The sequence below is a fragment of the Burkholderia sp. Se-20373 genome, from assembly GCF_017104705.1.
In the GTDB taxonomy this organism is placed as follows: Bacteria; Pseudomonadota; Gammaproteobacteria; order Burkholderiales; family Burkholderiaceae; genus Burkholderia.
In genome coordinates this window covers 50,271-69,491 of the sequence record NZ_JAAGPH010000007.1, presented here as the reverse complement: position 1 = coordinate 69,491, position 19,221 = coordinate 50,271, and the positions used below count along the sequence as shown (strand labels likewise).

General features: G+C 63.3%; 24 protein-coding genes. 23 read left to right on the top strand and 1 reads right to left on the bottom strand.

Annotated elements, in window-relative coordinates; genetic code table 11:
• Positions 1-51: 51 nt before the first annotated feature.
• From G3N96_RS04145 to G3N96_RS04065, 18 genes are all read left to right on the top strand, one after another.
• Positions 52-1,521 (top strand): DUF2213 domain-containing protein, encoded by a 1,470-nt coding sequence (locus G3N96_RS04145; RefSeq protein ID WP_241022469.1) that lies wholly within the window; start codon positions 52-54, stop codon positions 1,519-1,521.
• Between the two features lie 9 nt (positions 1,522-1,530).
• A complete protein-coding gene (locus tag G3N96_RS04140) occupies positions 1,531-2,037 on the top strand; it encodes a hypothetical protein (RefSeq protein WP_206136321.1) in 507 nt (168 codons plus the stop codon).
• A gap of 69 nt (positions 2,038-2,106) precedes the next feature.
• A complete protein-coding gene (locus tag G3N96_RS04135; RefSeq protein WP_206136320.1) occupies positions 2,107-3,198 on the top strand; it encodes a DUF2184 domain-containing protein in 1,092 nt (363 codons plus the stop codon).
• 1 nt (position 3,199) lies between these two features.
• Positions 3,200-3,655, top strand: a complete 456-nt coding sequence (locus G3N96_RS04130) for a hypothetical protein (protein WP_206136319.1) — start codon at positions 3,200-3,202, stop codon at positions 3,653-3,655.
• 63 nt (positions 3,656-3,718) lie between these two features.
• On the top strand, positions 3,719-4,102 hold the full coding sequence (locus tag G3N96_RS04125) for a DUF4054 domain-containing protein (protein WP_206136318.1): 384 nt from the start codon (positions 3,719-3,721) through the stop codon (positions 4,100-4,102).
• Positions 4,103-4,130: 28 nt separating this feature from the next.
• Positions 4,131-4,610 carry a hypothetical protein gene (locus G3N96_RS04120; RefSeq protein ID WP_206136317.1) on the top strand — a complete coding sequence of 160 codons (480 nt, stop codon included), beginning with the start codon at positions 4,131-4,133 and terminating at the stop codon, positions 4,608-4,610.
• 61 nt (positions 4,611-4,671) lie between these two features.
• Positions 4,672-5,049, top strand: coding sequence for a hypothetical protein (locus tag G3N96_RS04115; RefSeq protein WP_206136316.1), 378 nt, complete (start codon positions 4,672-4,674; stop codon positions 5,047-5,049).
• Positions 5,046-5,636, top strand: a complete 591-nt coding sequence (locus G3N96_RS04110; protein ID WP_206136315.1) for a hypothetical protein — start codon at positions 5,046-5,048, stop codon at positions 5,634-5,636. Before G3N96_RS04115 ends, G3N96_RS04110 begins: the two co-directional genes overlap by 4 nt.
• A gap of 9 nt (positions 5,637-5,645) precedes the next feature.
• The gene (locus tag G3N96_RS04105; protein WP_206136314.1) at positions 5,646-7,121 is read left to right on the top strand and encodes a DUF3383 domain-containing protein; all 1,476 of its coding nucleotides are present in this window, start codon (positions 5,646-5,648) and stop codon (positions 7,119-7,121) included.
• A 15-nt stretch (positions 7,122-7,136) separates the two neighbouring features.
• On the top strand, positions 7,137-7,577 hold the full coding sequence (locus G3N96_RS04100; protein ID WP_206136313.1) for a phage protein: 441 nt from the start codon (positions 7,137-7,139) through the stop codon (positions 7,575-7,577).
• Between the two features lie 2 nt (positions 7,578-7,579).
• Positions 7,580-8,140 carry a phage tail assembly chaperone gene (locus G3N96_RS04095; protein ID WP_206136312.1) on the top strand — a complete coding sequence of 187 codons (561 nt, stop codon included), beginning with the start codon at positions 7,580-7,582 and terminating at the stop codon, positions 8,138-8,140.
• Positions 8,141-8,199: 59 nt separating this feature from the next.
• Entirely contained in the window at positions 8,200-8,331 is a 132-nt protein-coding gene (locus G3N96_RS39645) for a hypothetical protein (RefSeq protein ID WP_256991387.1), read from the top strand.
• Positions 8,324-10,444, top strand: coding sequence for a mannosyl-glycoprotein endo-beta-N-acetylglucosamidase (locus G3N96_RS04090; protein WP_206136311.1), 2,121 nt, complete (start codon positions 8,324-8,326; stop codon positions 10,442-10,444). The genes G3N96_RS39645 and G3N96_RS04090 overlap by 8 nt, the downstream gene beginning before the upstream one ends.
• Positions 10,441-11,016 (top strand): phage baseplate protein, encoded by a 576-nt coding sequence (locus tag G3N96_RS04085; RefSeq protein WP_206136310.1) that lies wholly within the window; start codon positions 10,441-10,443, stop codon positions 11,014-11,016. The genes G3N96_RS04090 and G3N96_RS04085 overlap by 4 nt, the downstream gene beginning before the upstream one ends.
• Positions 11,016-11,330, top strand: coding sequence for a hypothetical protein (locus G3N96_RS04080; RefSeq protein WP_206136309.1), 315 nt, complete (start codon positions 11,016-11,018; stop codon positions 11,328-11,330). Before G3N96_RS04085 ends, G3N96_RS04080 begins: the two co-directional genes overlap by 1 nt.
• Positions 11,331-11,455: 125 nt before the next feature.
• Complete coding sequence (locus G3N96_RS04075) at positions 11,456-12,157, top strand: hypothetical protein (RefSeq protein WP_206136308.1); 702 nt, start codon at positions 11,456-11,458, stop codon at positions 12,155-12,157.
• On the top strand, positions 12,144-12,554 hold the full coding sequence (locus G3N96_RS04070) for a hypothetical protein (RefSeq protein ID WP_206136307.1): 411 nt from the start codon (positions 12,144-12,146) through the stop codon (positions 12,552-12,554). The genes G3N96_RS04075 and G3N96_RS04070 overlap by 14 nt, the downstream gene beginning before the upstream one ends.
• Positions 12,555-12,595: 41 nt before the next feature.
• The gene (locus tag G3N96_RS04065; protein ID WP_206136366.1) at positions 12,596-13,564 is read left to right on the top strand and encodes a hypothetical protein; all 969 of its coding nucleotides are present in this window, start codon (positions 12,596-12,598) and stop codon (positions 13,562-13,564) included.
• Here G3N96_RS04065 and G3N96_RS04060 read toward each other — a convergent pair.
• Positions 13,561-13,932 carry a hypothetical protein gene (locus G3N96_RS04060; RefSeq protein WP_241022468.1) on the bottom strand — a complete coding sequence of 124 codons (372 nt, stop codon included), beginning with the start codon at positions 13,930-13,932 and terminating at the stop codon, positions 13,561-13,563. The two genes, G3N96_RS04065 and G3N96_RS04060, sit on opposite strands and share 4 nt — an antisense overlap.
• 9 nt (positions 13,933-13,941) lie before the next feature.
• On the opposite strand from G3N96_RS04060, the gene G3N96_RS04055 reads away from it, so the two are divergent.
• The 5 genes from G3N96_RS04055 to G3N96_RS39080 all read left to right on the top strand — a co-directional run bounded on the left by G3N96_RS04055 (position 13,942) and on the right by G3N96_RS39080 (position 19,159).
• On the top strand, positions 13,942-14,685 hold the full coding sequence (locus G3N96_RS04055) for a Gp138 family membrane-puncturing spike protein (protein ID WP_206136305.1): 744 nt from the start codon (positions 13,942-13,944) through the stop codon (positions 14,683-14,685).
• An 8-nt stretch (positions 14,686-14,693) separates the two neighbouring features.
• Positions 14,694-15,047, top strand: a complete 354-nt coding sequence (locus G3N96_RS04050) for a hypothetical protein (RefSeq protein ID WP_206136304.1) — start codon at positions 14,694-14,696, stop codon at positions 15,045-15,047.
• Positions 15,044-16,225 (top strand): baseplate J/gp47 family protein, encoded by a 1,182-nt coding sequence (locus G3N96_RS04045; RefSeq protein ID WP_206136303.1) that lies wholly within the window; start codon positions 15,044-15,046, stop codon positions 16,223-16,225. Before G3N96_RS04050 ends, G3N96_RS04045 begins: the two co-directional genes overlap by 4 nt.
• Entirely contained in the window at positions 16,225-16,887 is a 663-nt protein-coding gene (locus G3N96_RS04040; protein ID WP_206136302.1) for a DUF2612 domain-containing protein, read from the top strand. Before G3N96_RS04045 ends, G3N96_RS04040 begins: the two co-directional genes overlap by 1 nt.
• A 61-nt stretch (positions 16,888-16,948) precedes the next feature.
• Complete coding sequence (locus G3N96_RS39080; RefSeq protein ID WP_241022467.1) at positions 16,949-19,159, top strand: hypothetical protein; 2,211 nt, start codon at positions 16,949-16,951, stop codon at positions 19,157-19,159.
• Positions 19,160-19,221 lie beyond the last annotated feature (62 nt).

The following is a 19,221-nucleotide window of genomic DNA, read 5'->3' as shown; positions in this document are numbered from 1 at the left end:
GCCTTGCGGAATCCCTGCCGAATCATCGACTTACTTCAAATTTCGTTCCAGATGCGGACCATTCGAATTCCCACGGCGGACCACGCCTGCAGCTGCGGTGCTGGTACTGCGCGCGCTCGCGCGCATACCCGTGACGGCATCACCGCGTCGGGCGTATACGCGACCGAGCAGCTCGGCGAGCGGCAGTCGATCACGCCCGAGGGCTTCTTACTCTGCGAGGCCGTGCCGATCGCGCGCGTCGGCGCGCAGGACTATGCCTACTTCGAGCTGCCGGAGATCGAGGCGAAGGACGGCGTCATCGTCGCTGAGCGTACCGCCGACGTGCTGTTCAGTCCCGAGACGCTCGCCAGCTTCGAAGGCAAGCCGATCACGATCGACCACCCGCCGGATTTCGTGACGCCGGTGAATTACATGTCGGTGGCGCGCGGCACGGTCCGCAATGTGCGGCAAGGCGAAGGCGACCAGGCTGAGCTGATGCTCGCCGACCTGCTGATCACCGACGCCGAAGCGATCCGCCGCGTCCAGAGCAAGGGCGCTGACGCGCTCACGCAGGTTAGCAATGGCTACGACGCCGACTACGAACAGATTGCGCCTGGGCGGGCGCGACAGGTGGTGATTGTGGGCAACCACGTCGCCCTCGTGAAAAGCGCCCGCTGTGGCCCCGTGTGTTCGATCGGGGATAGCAGTTCCAACCTACTCCCGACAGGAGATGCAAGCATGGCAACCAAAAAAGGCTCCAAGTTCGTCGACGCGTTGCGCAAGGCGTTCATGACGCGCGATTCCGAAGCGTTCGAGAAGGTCGCGAGCGAGATGACTGGCGACGAAGGCGGCGAGGGTGGCGACGGCCAGCCCCAGATTCATATCCACATGCCCGGTACCGGTGCTGATCCGAAAGCGGGTGTCTCCGCGACGGGCGACGACGGTGCGGGCGGTGGTGAAGGCGATCCGCTCAAGCAGGTACTCGACGCGATCCATGCAACCAACGGCAAGATCGATGCGCTCGCCGATCGCGTGACGAAGCTCGAGGGCGGCGGCACGCCGACCGGCGACGGTGACGGCGATGACGACGATCTCGACGGCACCGGCACGACGGACAACGATGGCGCCGGCGAGGGCGACGACGACAAGACCGGGGCGCGTACCGGCGACAGCACCGCACTGCGCGACCAGTTTCAGGACGCGCTGTCGCGCGCCGAGATCCTCGCCCCGGGCGTGCGGCTGCCGACGTTCGATGCGAAGGCGGTCCGCAAGAAGACGGTGGACGCCATCTGCGTGCTGCGCCGCCGCGCGCTGCGCGCCGCGATGGACAACGAGAACGCTGAACTCGTCAAGTCGGTGGTCGGCGGCGCGAACGTCGCCAGCATGACCTGCGATTCCGTCGCGGCGTTCTTCAATGCCGCGTCGGAGGTCGTGCGCAGCAAGAACTCCGGCGTCACGCAGCGCCGGACGAACGATTCCACTCAGACCGAGCGGAAAGACATCAACGCAATCCACGCGGAATTCTGGAAGGTCCGCAAGTAAGGAGCCGACATGCCCTCGTTGCAAGCTTATCAATTTCGCATGCCGGCAGGCTTTGCCGGCGACCTCCAGCGCGCCGAAGTCGCCACGATCGAGACGCAACTGATCGACCCGGCCGCACCGCCGACGGCGTTCGGCGTCCCCGTGAAGATGGTGAACGGCAAGATCCAGCCGATCAACAACGCGGCCGACACCGCGGCGCTCGTCTACGGCGTGAACCTGCGCGCGTATCCGATCCAGGGCAACGGCACGGATCCGCTCGGCACGTCGACGCCGCCGACGAGCGGCCCGACCGACATCCTGAAGCGCGGCTACTTCAACGCCGCGCTCGGCGGTACCGCGCCGGCCACGAAGAACGGTACGGTGTACGTGCGCGTCGCGGCGGCCGCCGCCGGCAAGCCGCTCGGTGGTTTCGAAGCGGCGGCCGACGGCACGAACACCGTCGCGATGCCGGCGAACTGGTACTTCACCGGCCCGGCCGACGCATACGGCATCGTCGAAATCGCCGTCAACATCTGATCCGGCGCTGAACAGCGCTTCACCCGAAGCACCGCAAATGCGGGGCTTTTGCATTTCTGGAGCCATTACATGGACATGTCCGAACTGAAGCACCTGCGCCGGGCCGGGGCCTCGATCCCGATGTCGGCGGCCGTCGCGGACGCGACGCGCCGGCTGATCCGCGCGCGCACGCAGGACCAGCAGTACACCTACGATCGCCAGACGATCGACTCGACGGGCGCATTCCTCGTCGGCCAGCTCGAACGCCTCGACCAGACGCTGAACGAGCCGCTCGTCGAGTACACCTGGTCGCGCGACATCTACATCCGCAGCGACGTGTCGGCGGCCGACGAAGTCGCGTCGTTCACGAACTCGGCATTCGGGATGAGCGGCGGTATCAACCCGAATGGCCTGAACTGGATCTCGAACGAGGGCAACGCGCTGGCGGGCCCGTCGGTCGACATCGGCAAGACCGCACAGCCGATGCTGCTCTGGGGTGCCGAGGTCAAGTACACGGTGCCCGAGCTCGTGAAGTCGCAGCAGCTCGGCATGCCGATCGACTCGCAGAAGGTCGAGGCGATGAACATGAAGCGAAACATGGACCTCGACCAGATCGTCTACTACGGCGATCCGCAGATGAGCTTCACCGGCCTGGTGAACTCGATCGGCGCCGTCGGCAGCGTTTCGAACGTCGCGAACGGCGCTGCCGGCACGCCGCAGTGGAACACGAAGACGCCGGACGAGATCCTGAAGGACGTCAACGAGATCCTGACGTCGGCCTGGCAAGCTTCTGGCTGGAAGGTGAAGCCGAACCGCCTGATGCTGCCGCCGGCAACGCTCGGTGGCGTCGCGTCGCGTCTCATCAGCACGGCCGGCAGCAAGTCGATCCTCACGTACCTGCTCGAGAACAACATCTGCACGCAGCAGGGCACGCCGCTCGAAATCCTCGAGCTGAAGTGGCTGATCGGCGCCGGCGCAGGCGGTACGCAAGGGCAGCTCAACACCGTCGATCGCATGGTCGCGTACAACAGCGACAAGAAGTACGTCCAGTTCCCGATGACGGACCTGCAGCGTACGCCGCTCGAGTACCGCTCGCTGTTCCAGATCACGACCTACTGGTCGCGTATCGGCCGCGTCGAATGGCGCTACGGCACGACGGCCGCTTACCGGGACGGGATCTGACATGGCGAAGATCAACGTTCTGACGGCGTTCACGATCCGGCTGCTCCATGAGGGCGAGGAAGTCGTTCGCCGCGTCGAGGCCGGCGTGCAGGAGGTCGAAGACTTCATCGCCGAACACTGGTATGCGAAGGCGCACACTGGCCCGCTGCCGGAGAAATCCGGCGATTCGAGCGGCTCGCAAGACGGCGCGGCGGACCAGGCGGCGGCAACGGCGAGTCTCCAAGCCGAGTCGGACCGCCTGGAAAAGCTGCGCGCCGAGCTCGATACGTTCGGCAAGGGGCTGGACGAACGCGCGGCGGCGCTCGATACGCGCGAAGCTGCGGTCGCGGCGGGCGAACAGGATCTCGCCGCGCGTGTCGCCGCTTTCGAGGCGGCACAGAAGGATGCCGCCGCGGCCGCGAAGGACAGCGCAACCGACAGCGCGACCCAGAAGTCCGGCAGCGGGAAGAAGGCATAATGGCCTACCGGCGCCGCGCCGTGCTGGCGCGCGCCGGGAATCCGCATTTTGGCAAGGTGGCACGTGGACATCGCCCAGTTCCGACAATCGTTTCCCGAGTTCAACGACACGACGACTTACCCTGACTCCCTCGTCCAGTTCTGGATGACCGTCGCGGTGTCTCTCGTCAACGCGGACCGGTGGGGCGAGCTGACCGATCTGGGCGTCGCGCTGGTCACCGCGCATCATCTCGCGTTGGCGTTGAAGGATCAGAAGACGGCGGCGGTCGGCGGCGTGCCCGGGCAGGTGACGGGGCCGCAGTCGTCGAAGGCCGTCGACAAGGTCAGCGCCAGCTACAACACCGAGGCCGTCGCCATCAAGGACGGCGGCTTCTGGAACGCCACGATGTACGGCGTCCGCTATCTCGGCCTCGCGCAGATGATGGGCTCGGGCGGCATTCAGCTGTAACGCTGCCTCTGCCCGTCGGGAGAATCCCATGGGCAGCATGAAAATTGACCGCCTCGACGATGTGCTGAAGTCGATCAGCGGGCTCGTCCAGAAAGAGGTCCTCGTCGGCGTGCCCGACAGCACCGCCGGCCGGAAGAACGAAGGCGAGCCGCTCAGCAACGCCGAGATCGGCTACATCATGGAAAACGGCTCGCCGGCGAACAATATCCCGGCGCGGCCGCACCTGGTGCCGGGTGTGCAGGACGCGCGGCCGGAGTTCGAGCCGCAGCTCCAGAAGGGCGTCGAAGCTGCGCTCGACGGCGATCTCGAACAGGTCGAGCGCCGGCTAAAGCTCGCCGGGCTGGCTGGACAAAACGGCGTACGCGCGAAGATCAACAGCAACATCCAGCCCAAACTGGCTGACTCGACGCTGGCCGCGCGCCGGCGCCGCGGCGTCACGCGTGAGAACACGCTCGTCGACACCGCTCAGTATCGAAACGCGATCACATACGTGGTCCGCAAGAAGTAGTTTCCAGTCTCCCCGATCCAAGGGCCGCCGCGTGCGGCCCTTTTTCGTTGGTGCCCGCGCTATGGCTTTCCTCGACGTCACCGACGTCCTGCTCGATCCGGATTTCATGGACACGGGCCTGATCTGCAATCGGATGACGCAGACGGTCGATGCTCACGGTCGCGCGCAGAACACCGCCGCCTCGACGCCGTTTTCGGCCGTCGTGACGAGCGACAAGGGCGACATCCTGCATCGCAACGCGGACGGCAGCCGAATCATCGGCTCGATCACGCTGCACACGATGTTCCGGTTGATGGACGGCAGCGCCGGCCACGACGCTGACGAGGTCGTGTGGGCGGGCTGCACGTACACCGTCGTCAACGTGAACAACTACTCGCACTTCGGCCGTGGCTTCGTCTGCGCGACGTGCGACATCAAGCCTCTCGCGGGGACCTCATGAACGACAGCTCGACCGGCGGATACCTGGCGCCGGCCGTCGATGCGCCGCCGGCCGAGGACGATGCCCTCGACGATCTGGTCCATGACTTGATCGCCGGCATCACAGCGCTGGCGCCAAACCTCGTGCGGCCGCGCTGGCAGCCGACTGTGCCGAAGCAACCGGAGCCGTCCGTCGATTGGTGCGCGTTCGGTGTGCAGGAGCAGGAGCCAGACGCCGGCCCGGCGATCCGTCACGACGGGACCGGCGATGGGCACGACACGTACATCCGGCATCTGGACGTCGACGTGATGTGCACGTTCTACGGCCCGCGCGCGAAGGGTTACGCGCAACGGCTCGCCGACGGGCTGGCGATCCCGCAGAACCGCGAGCAACTCCAGCTCCAGGACATGGCGTTCGTCAGCGTTGGCCCGATTCGCGCAGCGCCCGACCTGGTCAACCAGCAGTGGGTGCGGCGCTACGACATGACCGTGACGCTGCGCCGCAAGATCACCCGGACCTATGCGGTCCTTAACCTCAAGTCGGCCACTGTGGCGACGACGACCGACTCGTCGACGCCGGTGGCCGGCGTTTCGAACATTCACTCGTAGGGGACCAGCATGTCCAACGGATTGCCGGTATCGCGTCTGATCCACGTGACGATCAACCTTGCCGCTCTCGCGGCGCAAGGCGCGAACATGAACACCGGGCTTATTCTCGGCCCGTCGGCCATCATCGACACCAACGAGCGCGCGCGTTCGTATGGCGGCATCGACGAGGTGACGGCCGACTTCGGAACGAGCACGCCGGAGTACTACGCCGCGGCACTGTACTTCAACCAGACGCCGCAGCCGCAACAGCTGATGATCGGCCGGTGGGCAAAGACCGCCACCTCCGGATCGCTTCGTGGTGGCGTGCTGTCGACGGCGCAGCAGGACATGACCGCCTGGAAGGCGATCACGACTGGCGCCTTCAACATCACGATCGACGGCACCGCGAAGACTGTCACTGCGCTCGATTTCTCGGCTCAGACGAACCTGAACGGCGTTGCGACGGTGATCAACGCGAAGTTGACCGGCGCGACGATCGCGTGGAATGGCTCGCAGTTCGTGGTGACGTCGAGCACGTCCGGTACCAGCTCGACCGTCGGCTACGCGACCGCGCCGGGCAGTGGCACGGACGTCTCGTCCATGCTCGGCCTGACCAGCAGCCTCGCCGGTACGCCGGCGGCCGGTATTGCACCCGAGCAGCCGGTCGACGCTGCTGCGGTGTTCCTCGACCGCTTTGCGAACCAGTTCCTCGGTCTCGACTTCGCTGACGCGTCGATCACCGACACGCAGCACATCGCGGTCGCAACGCTCATCGAGGCCGATCAGCGCCATATCTACGGCATCACGACGCAGAACCCGCAGACGCTCGACTCGACCGTGTCGACCGACATCGCTAGCAAGCTGCAGGCGCTGAAGCTGAAGTACACGATCGTGCAGTACTCGAGCGCGACGCCGTACGCGGTGTCGTCGCTGCTCGGCCGGCTGCTGACGGTGAACTTCAACGGCAACAACACGACGATCACGCTCATGTTTAAGCAGGAGCCGAGCGTCGCCGCCGAGCAGCTGACCAGCACACAGGCGAACACGCTTCAGGCAAAGAACTGCAACGTGTTCGTTGGATACAGCAACAACACGTCGATCATCCAGTACGGTGTGACGCCGAGCGGGCTGTTCGCCGACTCCGTCTACAACGCGATCTGGTTCCGCAACCGCATCGAGACGGACGTTTACAACCTGCTGTACCAGAGCCCCACGAAGATCCCGCAGACCGACGGCGGCAACGCGCAGATCGCTGCGGCGATCGCCGCAGCCTGCGAGGCCGGCGTGAACAATGGGTATCTCGCGCCAGGCGTCTGGAATTCGGCCGGCTTCGGCGCACTGAACCAGGGCGACACGCTCGCGAAGGGCTACTACGTGTACCAGCCGGCGATCGCGACGCAGTCGCAGGCCGACCGCGAGGCCCGCAAGTCTGTCGTGTTCCAGGTCGCGGGCAAGGAAGCCGGTGCGATCCATGGCGCCGACATCCTCGTCAACATCAACCGCTAACAGGGGCATCCCAACATGGCGACTTACAGCTTTCAGGACGTCGCGGCGACGATCGTTGGTCCGGGTGGCGCATTCTCGCTCGGCTACGGTGAAGCGACTGCTGAAGAAGGCATCACGATCGTACGCGCGGGCGACAAGAACACGATGACCGTCGGCTCGGATGGCGAAGGCATGCACAGCCTGCACGCCGATAAATCCGGGCAGGTCACGCTCAGGTACCTCAAGACCGCGCCGATCAACGCGAAGCTGATGGCGTTGTACGACGCGCAGTCGCTCGACAGCCGACTGTGGGGCAAGAACCTGATCGAGGTTCGGCAGACGGCCGCCGGCGACGTGACGACCGCGCGCAGCTGTGCGTTCAAGAATGCGCCGGACCTGAAGTACGCGAAGGACGGCGACATCGTCGAATGGATCTTCGACGCGATCAAGATCGACAACATCCTCGGGACGTACTGAGCATGACGACCGAAGTCCAACTGAACGGCGCGCGGTACGCGATCGGCAAGCTGAGCGCGATGCAGCAGTTCCACGTGTCGCGGCGCATCGCGCCGATCATCCCGCCGATGATCCCGGTTCTGATGAAGTTCTACGCCGAGCTCGAGCAGGCCGACGTCGCGCGCGAGCAGGCGCGCGCGAATGCAGCGCTCGCGGCGCTCGAAGGCGCCAGCAAGACGGAAGCGTCGGGCACTGCATCGCTGGCACGCGAGGCCGACCGGTCGCGCGAGCTGCTGTCGCTGGTCGACGCGATCGCCCCGGTGCTTCAGCCGTTCGCCGACGCGCTGGCCGGCCTGAAGGACGAAGACGTGGAATACGTCTTCGGCACGTGCCTGTCCGTTGTCGAGCGTTGGCAGGGGCCCGGCTGGGCGAAGATCTGGTCCGCTGCGCAGAAGACGTCGATGTTCGACGACATCGGCATCGACGTGATGCTGCCGCTTGTCGTGCGCGTCGTGGTGGCAAACCTCGGCCCTTTTATCAGCGGGCTGCTTACCAGCCAAGCGAGCAGCCCGGCGGCGACGTAGGCTGGATTCGCACGCTGCCCGGTGGCGAGGACTGGCTGCTCGCGCCGGTGCACGCCCAGATGTGCAGGTACGAGTCGCTGCTCGACGGAGCGCTCGGCCTGGCAGACATCGCGCTCATGAACGATTCACTCGCCGTCCGGGCGGACAACGAAGCGGCGTTCCGCCGCAAGATGGAAAGAGAAAATGGCTGATTCGGTCGTCATCCGCGAGTTCCTGGTCGCGCTCGGCTTCAAGGTCGACGAGAAGGGCCTGAAGAACTTCAAGGAAGGCGTCGAAGGCACGACGAAGGGCGTCAAGCAGCTGATTGCCACGGTGTCCGGCGCCGCGCTCACGGTGAGCGCCGGCGTCGCGGCGTTCGCGTCGAAGCTCGAGCGCCTGTATTTCGTGTCGCAACGCACCGGCGCGTCGGCGACCAACCTGCGCGGCTTCGAGTTCGCTGCGCGGAACATGGGCGTCTCGGCGGAAGCGGCCACTGGCACGATCGAGAACCTCGCGCGCTTCCTGCGCAACAACCCGGCCGGGGAGGGATACCTCGCGACGCTCGGTGTGCAGACGCGCAACGCGAACGGTGAGCTGCGCGACACGGTCGACATCATGTCGGACCTCGGGAAGTCGCTGGCGAACAAGCCCACGTGGCTTGCCAGCCAGTACGGCAACATTCTCGGCATCGACGAGAACCTGATGCTCGCGATGCGCAACGGGGACTTCGAGAAGCTCCTGGCGCAGTATCGCGAGATGTCGAAGTCGACCGGCCTCGACAAGGCGGCCGACGACTCGCACCGCTTCATGACGCAGTTGCGCGGGCTCGGCACGTCGTTCGAGAACCTAGGCATCCGCGTCGAGGGCGCGATGCTGCAGAAGATCGGGCCGCAGCTCGAACGGTTTCAGCGGTGGATGGACGAGCATGGCGACGAGATCGCCAACAGGATCACCGACATCGCGAACGCAGTCGTGAAGGCGGCTGCCGCGATGGGGCCGCCTCTGGGGTGGCTGGCCGACAAGTTTGTTGAACTCGATCGTGGCACCGACGGCTGGTCAACGAAGATCCTGCTGCTCGGCCTGGCGCTCAAGGCGCTCGGCGTATTTCGGATCGCCGGCGGAATCTGGAAGATTGTCGGAGCGCTGCGCGCGGGTGGGGCGGCCGCGAGCGGTGCGACGGGTCTGCTTTCGGCGATGGGTGTAGAGCTTGCAGCCCTCGCATCGAGCGCGGCCGCCGTCGGCGCCGCATTCCTCGGTTGGAAGATCGGAGACGGCGTGCGCGATCAGATCGACGGCCTGATCACCAAGTTGTCGGGTGGCCGCTTCCGCTCGTTGTGGGACATCCTCACGCTGAAGGATCGGCGCGGCCTTGATTCCACCGGTGGCTACACACAGGAGGAAATCGACAGCATGAAGGATGGCGGGGGCGCGAAGCTGACGCCGCCGCGAACTGATCAGCGGACGGCTCAGGCGCCGTCAGATGCGCAGGGACCGACTCCTGGTCGGGCATCGTCTCCGGCACCGGCGTCAGCTCCAGCGGCGGCATCGACTCCTACAGGCGCATCGGGCTCGGCTTCAGCACCGGCGCCGCGGATCGAGCGTGTTGCTGCGTCTGGCGAAAATGGTCTTGCCGATCGGCTCGGCCAGCTAGCGGACACGGCCTTCGGCAAGTTGATCGCACGCGGCGAAGGCGATTACAACAGCGTGAACCGTGGCGCGCGCGGCGGCTACCGTGCCGGCACTGAGAACCTCGAAGGCATGACGTTGGCGCAGGTGATGGCAGCCCAGCGCGCCGGGCAGTTCAACGCGGCCGGACGCTACCAGATCATCGGCACCACACTGGCCGAGGCGGCGCGCGGGTTGAAGCTGAGCGGCAATGAGATGTTCGACCGGAAGCTGCAGGACCGCATCTTCGAGCAGTACCTGGTTCGCAACAAGCGACGTTCGATCTCCGACTACGTTGAGGGACGTAGCGACGATCTGCGTGCAGCGCTGCGTGCGGCGTCGCGAGAGTGGGCGAGCGTGGCCGATCCGGATACCGGCCGCAGCTACTACGCGGGCAAGGGCAACAACCGCGCGAGTATCTCCGCCGCTGAGATGGAAACTGCGCTTCGCAACACTCGCGCGACTTACCAGCCGCCGGCGGCAGCGATCGCGCAAGCTGGGACCGCGTCGGCGGGCACGAACAAGGTCGAGGTGAACCAGACCACGCAGATTCACGTGAATGGTGCAGGTGACCCCGCCGCAGCGGGGCGCGCAGTCGAGCGGGAGCAACGTGCGGTGAATTCCGACCTGGTTCGAAACCTTCAGGGAGTAGTCGCATGATCCTCGACATGATCATGATCTCACCGAAGAAGATCGGCAGCATCACGGTGCAGGTCGCGATCGAGGAGGTCTACAACGACGAGCTGACGATCACGGAGCATCCGGTCGAGCAGGGGGCGCAGATCACCGATCACGCGTTCAAGCGCCAACCGGATGTTTCGATGCGCTGCGGCTGGAGCAACGCAGACTACGAGGCGCTGCTGGGCGCGGCCGAGGCTACGTTCGACGGCGGCGGCCTACCATCGGCGCAGTACGTCAACGCGATTTACTCGCAGCTGCTCGCCTTGCAGCAGGCTCGCACGCCGTTCGACGTCACGACGAGCCGCCGAACCTACCAGAACATGCTTCTGCAGGGGCTGCGTCTCACCACTGACGAGAAGACGTCGAGCGCGCTGATCCTGACTGCGACGCTCAAGCAGATCCGGATCGTATCGACGCAGGTGACGAAGTTGCCGCCGCGCGAGAACCAGGCCGACCCGGCGTCGACGGCGGAGACTGGCAACGGCGGGACGAAGGCGGCAATGCCGGCGACGCCGGCGCCGGGCGGGGCAGTGCCGCCTGGGAGTATGTGATGCCGAGTTTCTTCGAGATTCCGTTTTCGCCGCGCCCAGAGCGCTTCACGGTGACGCTGAGCGGGACCGACTATCGCCTGACAATCCAGTACCGCAAGGCCGGCGGCGCGGGATGGGTGCTCGACGTCGCGGACGCGCAGGACAACCCGCTGGTATCCGGCATACCTCTGGTGGCGGGCATAGACCTACTCGGGCAGTACAAGCACCTTGGCTTCCAGGGGCGCCTGTGGGTGCAAGGTGCTTCGGATCCTGACGACGTTCCGACGTATGAGGATCTCGGCATCGGATCTCACGTTTTCTGGGTGACCGGCTGAGCTGGAGCCAACTGGTGTAGTATTTCAATCAAATAGTTCAACCGGCGACGTATTTTAAGGACATGGTAAATCCAGTTCCGCTGTCCAAAGCGCACAGTGCGTTCACGGCGCTTACTGGCATCCGCATGAAAGGCATTGAACCGGACCAATTTTCATTGGCTCGGTTCGAGCGGGATGCTCGTGAGAGCATGAACGTCGACCCGGTTATGTCGCAACAACTTCTTGGCGTGATTGCTGCTTGTAAGTGGGATGTTGACGGCGTCGATCGGGCGTTTTCGAAAGCAGTTGATTTAGGTGGTGGTCACGCAGTCATTGCCAACTGGGCGAGAGCGTTTCGCGATTTGAACGATCTGGAGCGGGCGTCCATCTTGATCGAAGAAGCATCGAATTTGGCGCCAGAAGCTCTTATGTATCTGCAAGAGGCAATTTCGAACAATTTCACGGCAGGAAGGTGGGCGGAGACTGAGAATCTGCTTTCGTTACTCGAGAAGCGCTCTAAGTCGATCGACGAGTATCTGTTGCGAGCGCGTGAGATCATCGAAATTTCGTCGAGAATGGGGTTGAGGAGTTCGACAGTCGCGAATGTCGTAAGAGTCTGCACCCGGTTTCTGTTTGACGAAAAGGTGCGGTTGGTTGGTATTCGCGATCTCGTAGAAACCGTCCCTGGCGAAGAAAGTTTGTATTTCGAACTGTTTGTTCGGGAGTCGGCTGAGCGTGTTCAAGAGCTTGACGAGAGACTGACACCGCTTCTGTTTGACCAAGTTCCGGATTTGCAGCTTGGCCTGTTCGGTGCATCAATTGAGGTATTTCCCGATGTCTCCGCTTGAATTCATCGAGGTTGCTAGATTGCTTGCGAGGTCTCAGAACTCCGAGGCAGCAATGAGAAGTGCTGTCTCACGTGCATATTACGGAGCACTTCACAACTGCAATGAATGCGTGCCGAAAGACTTTGCTCCGAAGGCTGAAGAGTTCGTCGACGCAAGCAGTCATAGGGCGATCATCGACGCGATGGAACGGTGGGGCCGTCAGTTGGTGCCTGGGCGGACCGAGGCTCAGCAAGCAGCAAGGTTGATCTCGAAGTTGAAGCGATTGCGGGTGCAAGCAGACTACAAAGTTGATGCTGATTGGGATGTTGACGCCAGTGCTTGCATCTCGATGGCAGAAAAAATCGTGCAGTTCACGAAGGTTGCCATTCAGAGATATCGCAACAACGAGAGTGAGTGATCGAACCCCGCCCCGGCGGGGTTTTTTATTGGTTCCCGACAATGACTATCCTGCAATTCGGTCGCAAGGTATCGTTGATCATCGGCTTCGACAGCGGAGAGGCGCTCGACCTGTCCGAGCTCCGAATCGTGTTCCGCGTACAGCGTGGCGACCTGCAAACACCAAACTCGGCGCGCATCCGCGTCTACAACGTGTCCGCGACGACGGCGAGGCGCGCGCAGAAGGAATTCACGCGCGTCGTATTGCAGGCCGGCTACGAGGGCAACTACGGGATCATCTTCGACGGCCAGATCAAGCAGGTGCGGCGCGGGCGCGAGAGCCAGACCGACACGTTCCTCGACATCACCGCGGCGGATGGTGACTCGGCTTACAACTTTGCCGTGGTCAATACGACGCTGGCGGCCGGCTCGGTAGCAACGGACCATGTGTCTGCCGCGACGGCAGCCATGAACCCATACGGCGTGTCGCTCGGGTACATGCCGCAGGTCACGTCGAACCCGCTGCCACGCGGCAAGGTGATGTTCGGGATGGCGCGCGACTTTCTTCGAGGGATCGCGAAGACAACGCAGACAGTCTGGAGCATTCAGGACGGGAAAGTTGTGTTGGTGCCGGAGACCGCGTACATGCCAGGTGAGATACCGGTGGTCACTTCCGCGACTGGCATGGTGGCGCTGCCGCAGCAGACGGCAAACGGCATCGAGGTGAAGATGCTGTTGAACCCCAGCGTAAAGATCGGCCGGCTGATCTGGCTGGACAACGCAAGCATCCAGCAGTACGAGTACAGCTTGAACGTCGGCCAGCAGGCCGAGAACGAGCGGATCGAGATGCAGGCCAAGCTGCAGGACGACGGCTTCTACTACGTGATGGTCGCGGAGGTGAGCGGCGATACGCGCGGCGAAGAGTGGTACACGAGCGTGATCTGCCTCGCGGCCGACGTTACGGTGCTGCCCGACTCGTTCAAGGACAAGGCGGCGGTGCCGTCTGCCGACGTGATCAAGCGGTTCGGCTAGCGGCCGTACGTCGGCAGCGCCTTGATGGTCATCGTCGTGTTCTCGCCGTTGCGCTTCACGTCTGCGCGCGCGAGCACGTTGAGCGGCATCGACTTCGTTGGCATCTTCGGCACGATGATCACGGCATCACCGTCGATCGTCTCGCCCCAGCAGCCGATGTCCCACACGCCGCGGTAGGACTCATAACGCCGCATGTTCTTCGCGTTCGCGAGCGGCAGTTCGCACTTCTTCGTCGTGTACAGAATGGTCGGGAATTCGTTCTCGACGGTCGCGCCGACCTTCATGCCCGCGAACGGGTAGACGTAGGCGTCGTCAGCGACGGAGGCAAGCGGCGTGAGCAGCGCGGCGGTCAACAGCAGTTTTTTCATTTTCATTCCATGGATCGACGTGAAAGGGTAGGCGACCCGGAGGTCGCCCTGCGTGAAGCGTTCGACGGCATGCGCGCGAGCCTATGGACCGCGCTTCCGGGCGAAATTCAGTCGTTTGACCCCGTTGCGCAGACATGCAGCGTACAGCCGGCCATCAAGGCGCAGGTGCGCGGCATCGACGGCACGATCCAGAGCGTTGCTCTGCCGCTGCTGGTCGACTGCCCGGTGCAGTTCCCGGCTGGCGGAAATTGTACGTTGACGTTCCCGGCGAAGCCGCTCGACGAGTGCCTGGTCGTGTTTGCCTCGCGCTGTATTGACGGCTGGTGGCAGTCGGGCGGCGTTCAGGAGCAGGCCGAGCTGCGCATGCATGACCTGTCGGACGGGTTCGTGCTGCTCGGCTACCGGTCGCGGCCGCGCGCGCTGGCCGGCGTGAGCGGCAGCTCGACGCAACTGCGCAGCGACGACGGCGCGACGTACATCGACCTGAACCCGACGCTGCAGAAGGTCAGGATCGTTGCGCCGGGTGGCTTCGACGTCGTCGCGCCACTGTCGACGTTTTCGGCGGCCGTGACGATCACGGGCCTGCTGACGTTCGTTGGCGGCATGGTCGGGAGCGCTGCGAGCGGCGCCGCGGCGGTGTTTAACGGCATCCTGAACGTGATCGGCCAGATCACGGCGAATGGCAAGCGCGTCGACGACACGCACACCCACCGAGAAAACGGCGCGGGAAGCAATACCAGCCCGCCGAACTAAGGACTTCCATGCGGTATCGAAAACTCGACGCTGGCGGCGACTACGTCTTCGGCGGGGGACCGGCCGACTTTCTCGTGAACACGCCCGAGACGGTGGCGCAGGCGGTGCTAACGCGCCTTCGCCTGCTGCGCGGCGAATGGTTCCTCGACACGTTGGCCGGCATGCCATGGTATACCGACGTGCTCGGGAAATACACGAGCGGCAAGTACGACGCTGCGATCCGCCAGTGCATCCTCGGCACGCAGGGCGTGACCGAGCTCACGAGTTATTCGAGCACGGCTGATCCTGAGACGCGCGTGCTGCCTGTCTCCGCGACGATCAACACCATCTACGGCACCACCACGGTACAGGCGACATTGTGACCCTCACGACCCTTGCACCCACCATCGACGCGAATGGCATCAGCGCGCCGACGTACGCGGATGTGTTCGCGTTTCTGCAGGATCAGTACCGCTCGATCTACGGCGCCGACACGTACCTGGAGCCGGATAGTCAGGACGGCCAGCTGCTCGGCGTGTTTGCGAAGGCGATCAGCGACGTCAACTCGGTCGCCATCGCGATCTATCGGTCGTTCAGCCCCGCGACGGCGCAGGGCGACGCGCTGTCGAGCAACGTCAAGATCAATGGCATCGCGCGGAAGGTCGCGTCGTATTCGAGCGCGGACCTGGTGCTGGTCGGGCAAGCTGGCAAGACGATCACGAATGGCGCGGCGAAAGACGCCAACGGTGTGCAGTGGATGCTGCCGGCCACCGTGACGATTCCGCCGAGTGGCACGATCACGGTGACGGCCACTTGCGCAACCATCGGCGACGTATCCGCGCGCGCGGGCTCGATCAACCAGATCGCGACGCCCGCACTTGGCTGGCAGTCTGTGACGAACCCGGCGGACGCAGCCGAGGGCGCGCCCGTCGAATCCGACGCGGCGCTGCGCCAGCGACAGATGGTGTCGACGGCGCTACCGTCGCTCACGGTGCTCGACGGCATCATCGGTGCGGTGGCGAACGTGCCAGGTGTCACGCGGTACGTCGCCTATGAGAACGATACGAGCGCAACCGACGCCAACGGCATCCCGCCGCATTCGATCTCGCTGGTGGTTGAAGGTGGCGACGCGACGGCCATCGCCAACGCGATTGCGTCGAAGAAGACGCCGGGAGCTGGCACGTTCGGCACGACGTCGATCGCCGTCACGGACATATACGGCCGGCCGATCACGATCAATTTTTTCCGGCCGGCGGCCGTTCCGACTGTGGCCACCGTAACTATCAAGGCGCTCGCGGGTTACACCAGCCAGGCCGGCCGGCAGATCCAGCAGGCCGTGTCCGACTACATCAACGGCGTGCAGATCGGCGGTGGCCTGTCCGGCAGCGTCGAATGGGGTGACGCATTGACCGCGGCGAACAGCGTCGGCGGGGGCGTGACATTCAAGCTTTCTGGGCTGACGCTCACCGGCCCGCGCGGCGCAGGCGCGCCTGACGTCGCGCTGCTGTTCAACGAGGCGGCGTCCTGTACGCCGGCGAACGTGACTCTGGTGGTGACCTGATGGCCGAGCTGACCGATTACACCGCGCTGATCACGTCCGAGCATCGCAACTTGCCCAAGTTTGCGGCGGTGCTGGGCGCGCTCGTGCAGCCGCTCGTCGACCAGTTGAACGTGCTCCAGAGCATGCCCGGCAAGTTCGACTTGGACGTCGCGGTGGGTGACCAGCTCGATACGATCGGCGTGTGGGTTGGCGTGTCACGCCGTATCCGTACGCCACTGACGGGTGTCTACTTTTCGTTCGACATTGCCGGTCTCGGATTCGACCAAGGCGCATGGAAGGGACCGTTCGACCCCGATACGGGGCTCACGATTCTCGACGACGACACATATCGGCTGGTCATCCGCGCGAAGATCGGCGCGAATCACTGGGACGGGACGCTCGAGCAAAGCGCGGCGATCCTGAACAGCATCTTCGACGCGGACACACATGTCTTCATCGAAGACCACCAGGACATGTCGATGACGATCGGCATCGCCGGCAAGGTCCCGCCGGCTACGTTCCTTGCGCTGCTTTCCGGCGGATACATCCCTCTGAAGCCCGAGGGTGTTCGCGTCAACTACACGATCGTGACGACCGTGGACGGATCGCCGCTCTTCGGATTCGACATGAGCAATCAGCTCGTGGCGGGGTTCGACGTCGGAGCCTGGAGCAGGCCCGTCTAACCGCCAATCGCATTTGTCTTCAAGCCACCTTCGGGTGGCTTTTTTTATGCTCGGAGCATTGATGGCAACGAACGACTTTCTCGTGTTTGGTGGGGGCAGCTCGCCGAACGTAATCGACCAGGCGACTTACGCGGCGCTCACGGCACGCCAAGCCGGCTTTCAGTCTGGCACCGCGCTGTCGGCGCAGCTCAACAAGGTGTGGCGGCAGAGTTCGATCATGGCGGCAGTACTCGCGCAGTTCACGGCGAATTTCTCCGGCCAGAACTCGGTTGATGACGGCACTACGGCAGCGTTGCTGGCGAACTTGCAAGCCGCGATCAATGCGGCGGGGATTACGGCTCCGCAGTTCGATAGCAGCACGAAGCTCGCAACAACAGCGTTTGTGCAGCGCGCTCTTGGAAACTACGGTGGTGCGTTAGTGATCAACGCAGCCAGCACGCTGACCAATGGTGCCGCCGGACAAATTGTCGAGCTGAACGGGACTTCGACGTTCACCACGACGCTACCGTTGAGCGCAGTCGTCGCGGTGGGCGGGCGGATGGCATTCATCAACCAGTCGGGTGTCGATCAGAATATCGCCACCCAGGGTACCGAGAAAATCTGGTCTTACTTCGGTGGATTGGTCTCGTCGATCGTACTGCATTCGGGCGATTCGCTGGAGCTGTTTTCCAGAGGCGGGCAGTGGGACGTATGCGGAGGCACTGTCGCATTGCGGAACGTGCAGGGGGCGACCACGCAAACTCCTGCGCAGTTTGACAGCAGCGCGAAGCTCGCGACGACGGCATTCGTTCAGCAGGCCGGAGGGAATTTTCAAACCCGCAAGTACATCAACGGCTCTGGAACTCTCGCGGCTTCGGATACTGGTTCATGGATCGAGGCTGGCGGCACGGGGCCGACTACGATCACCCTGCCGGCTCCGACGACGAGCAACCTGACTTACACGATCACCAATGTCACGGGGAATGGCACGGCAGTAACGATTTCGACGCCGTCCGCGAGCATTTACAACCAAGCTTCGGCCGCGTCGACGTTTTCGTTGGACGTGGGGGCAACGGTTGAACTCGTTTCCGATGCGTCCAATTGGACAGTCATCAGTCACTACACGCGCAGCCCCATCGCGCAAACGCCCGCGCAGTTCGACAACGATACGAGTCTCGCAACGACAGCATTTGTTCAGCGTGCGCTCGGCAACTTTCAGAACTTCTACAGTTACACAACTTCCCAAACGCTGATTGGTGCGCAAGCCGGCGCAGTGATCAATTTCTGGGGCACGTCGGCGTCGACGTTCACACTTCCTTCCGCTTACGCAATGCCGATATGCGGAACGCTCTATTTCATCAATAGCGGCTCCGCAGCGCTGACGGTGTCGCGAGCTGGCTCCGATTCCATCGTCGGGGTTGGTGCAAATACGAGCGTAGTGCTGAATCCTGGTGATTCGCTTTTGTTGGTAACGACAAACGGGGCAAATCAGTGGATTGCGATCGGCGGTAGTGCTCAATTGCCGTATGCGGGAACGGCTCAGCGCACATCCGGCGGTGTCGTAGGGGCGGTTCGCAACGCAAGCATGTCCGTTTCGGCTGCCAGTGCAACGGCTACCTTCACGGCCGACGAGATCGTTGTCGAAACCGCGCTAGGTGGCGGATTTTTCCGGTTGGCCGCGTTCAACAAGGCGATCAACCTCGCGACGACTGGCGCGGGCGGCATGGACACGGGCAGCGCACCGACAAACGGCTATGTTGCCCTGTACGCGATCTACAACCCAACGACTGGGGACAGTGCTTTGCTGGCTCGGAACGCGACGAGCGCTGTGCAGCCGAATGTGTACGGTGGCGCGAACATGCCGGCGGGATACACGGCGAGTGCTTTGGTTAGTGTATGGGGCGTGAATGGTAGTGGGCAGTTCAATACTGGCTATCAGATTGATCGACAAATCTATAGTTTTGTTACCAATGCACTCAATACTACGACTCTCGCAGGCAGCTTCACGTCGTTCACGTTCACCAATGTCCCGTTGAACGCAAAGACTGTCAGCGGAAATGCGACGGCGACAAACTCGGCTTCAAACAATACACCGCAAGCAGCATTGGCAGCATCGGCTACCGGACTTGCTGAGCAGGATTTTTCTGCTACCGCAGTGATCGCCGGTGGTGGCATACAGGTTCCATTTTCTGGAATCCCGCTCATTACTCCGCAGACGCTCTATTACAAACTTGCCACGGTGTCCAGTGGCACGCCTAATTTCGCTGTCAACGTAACTGGATATTCCATCTGATATGGGAACATTATTGCAATACTCAGGTGCTTGGGTCTAAGTCACAGTTTATGGTGCTGGGT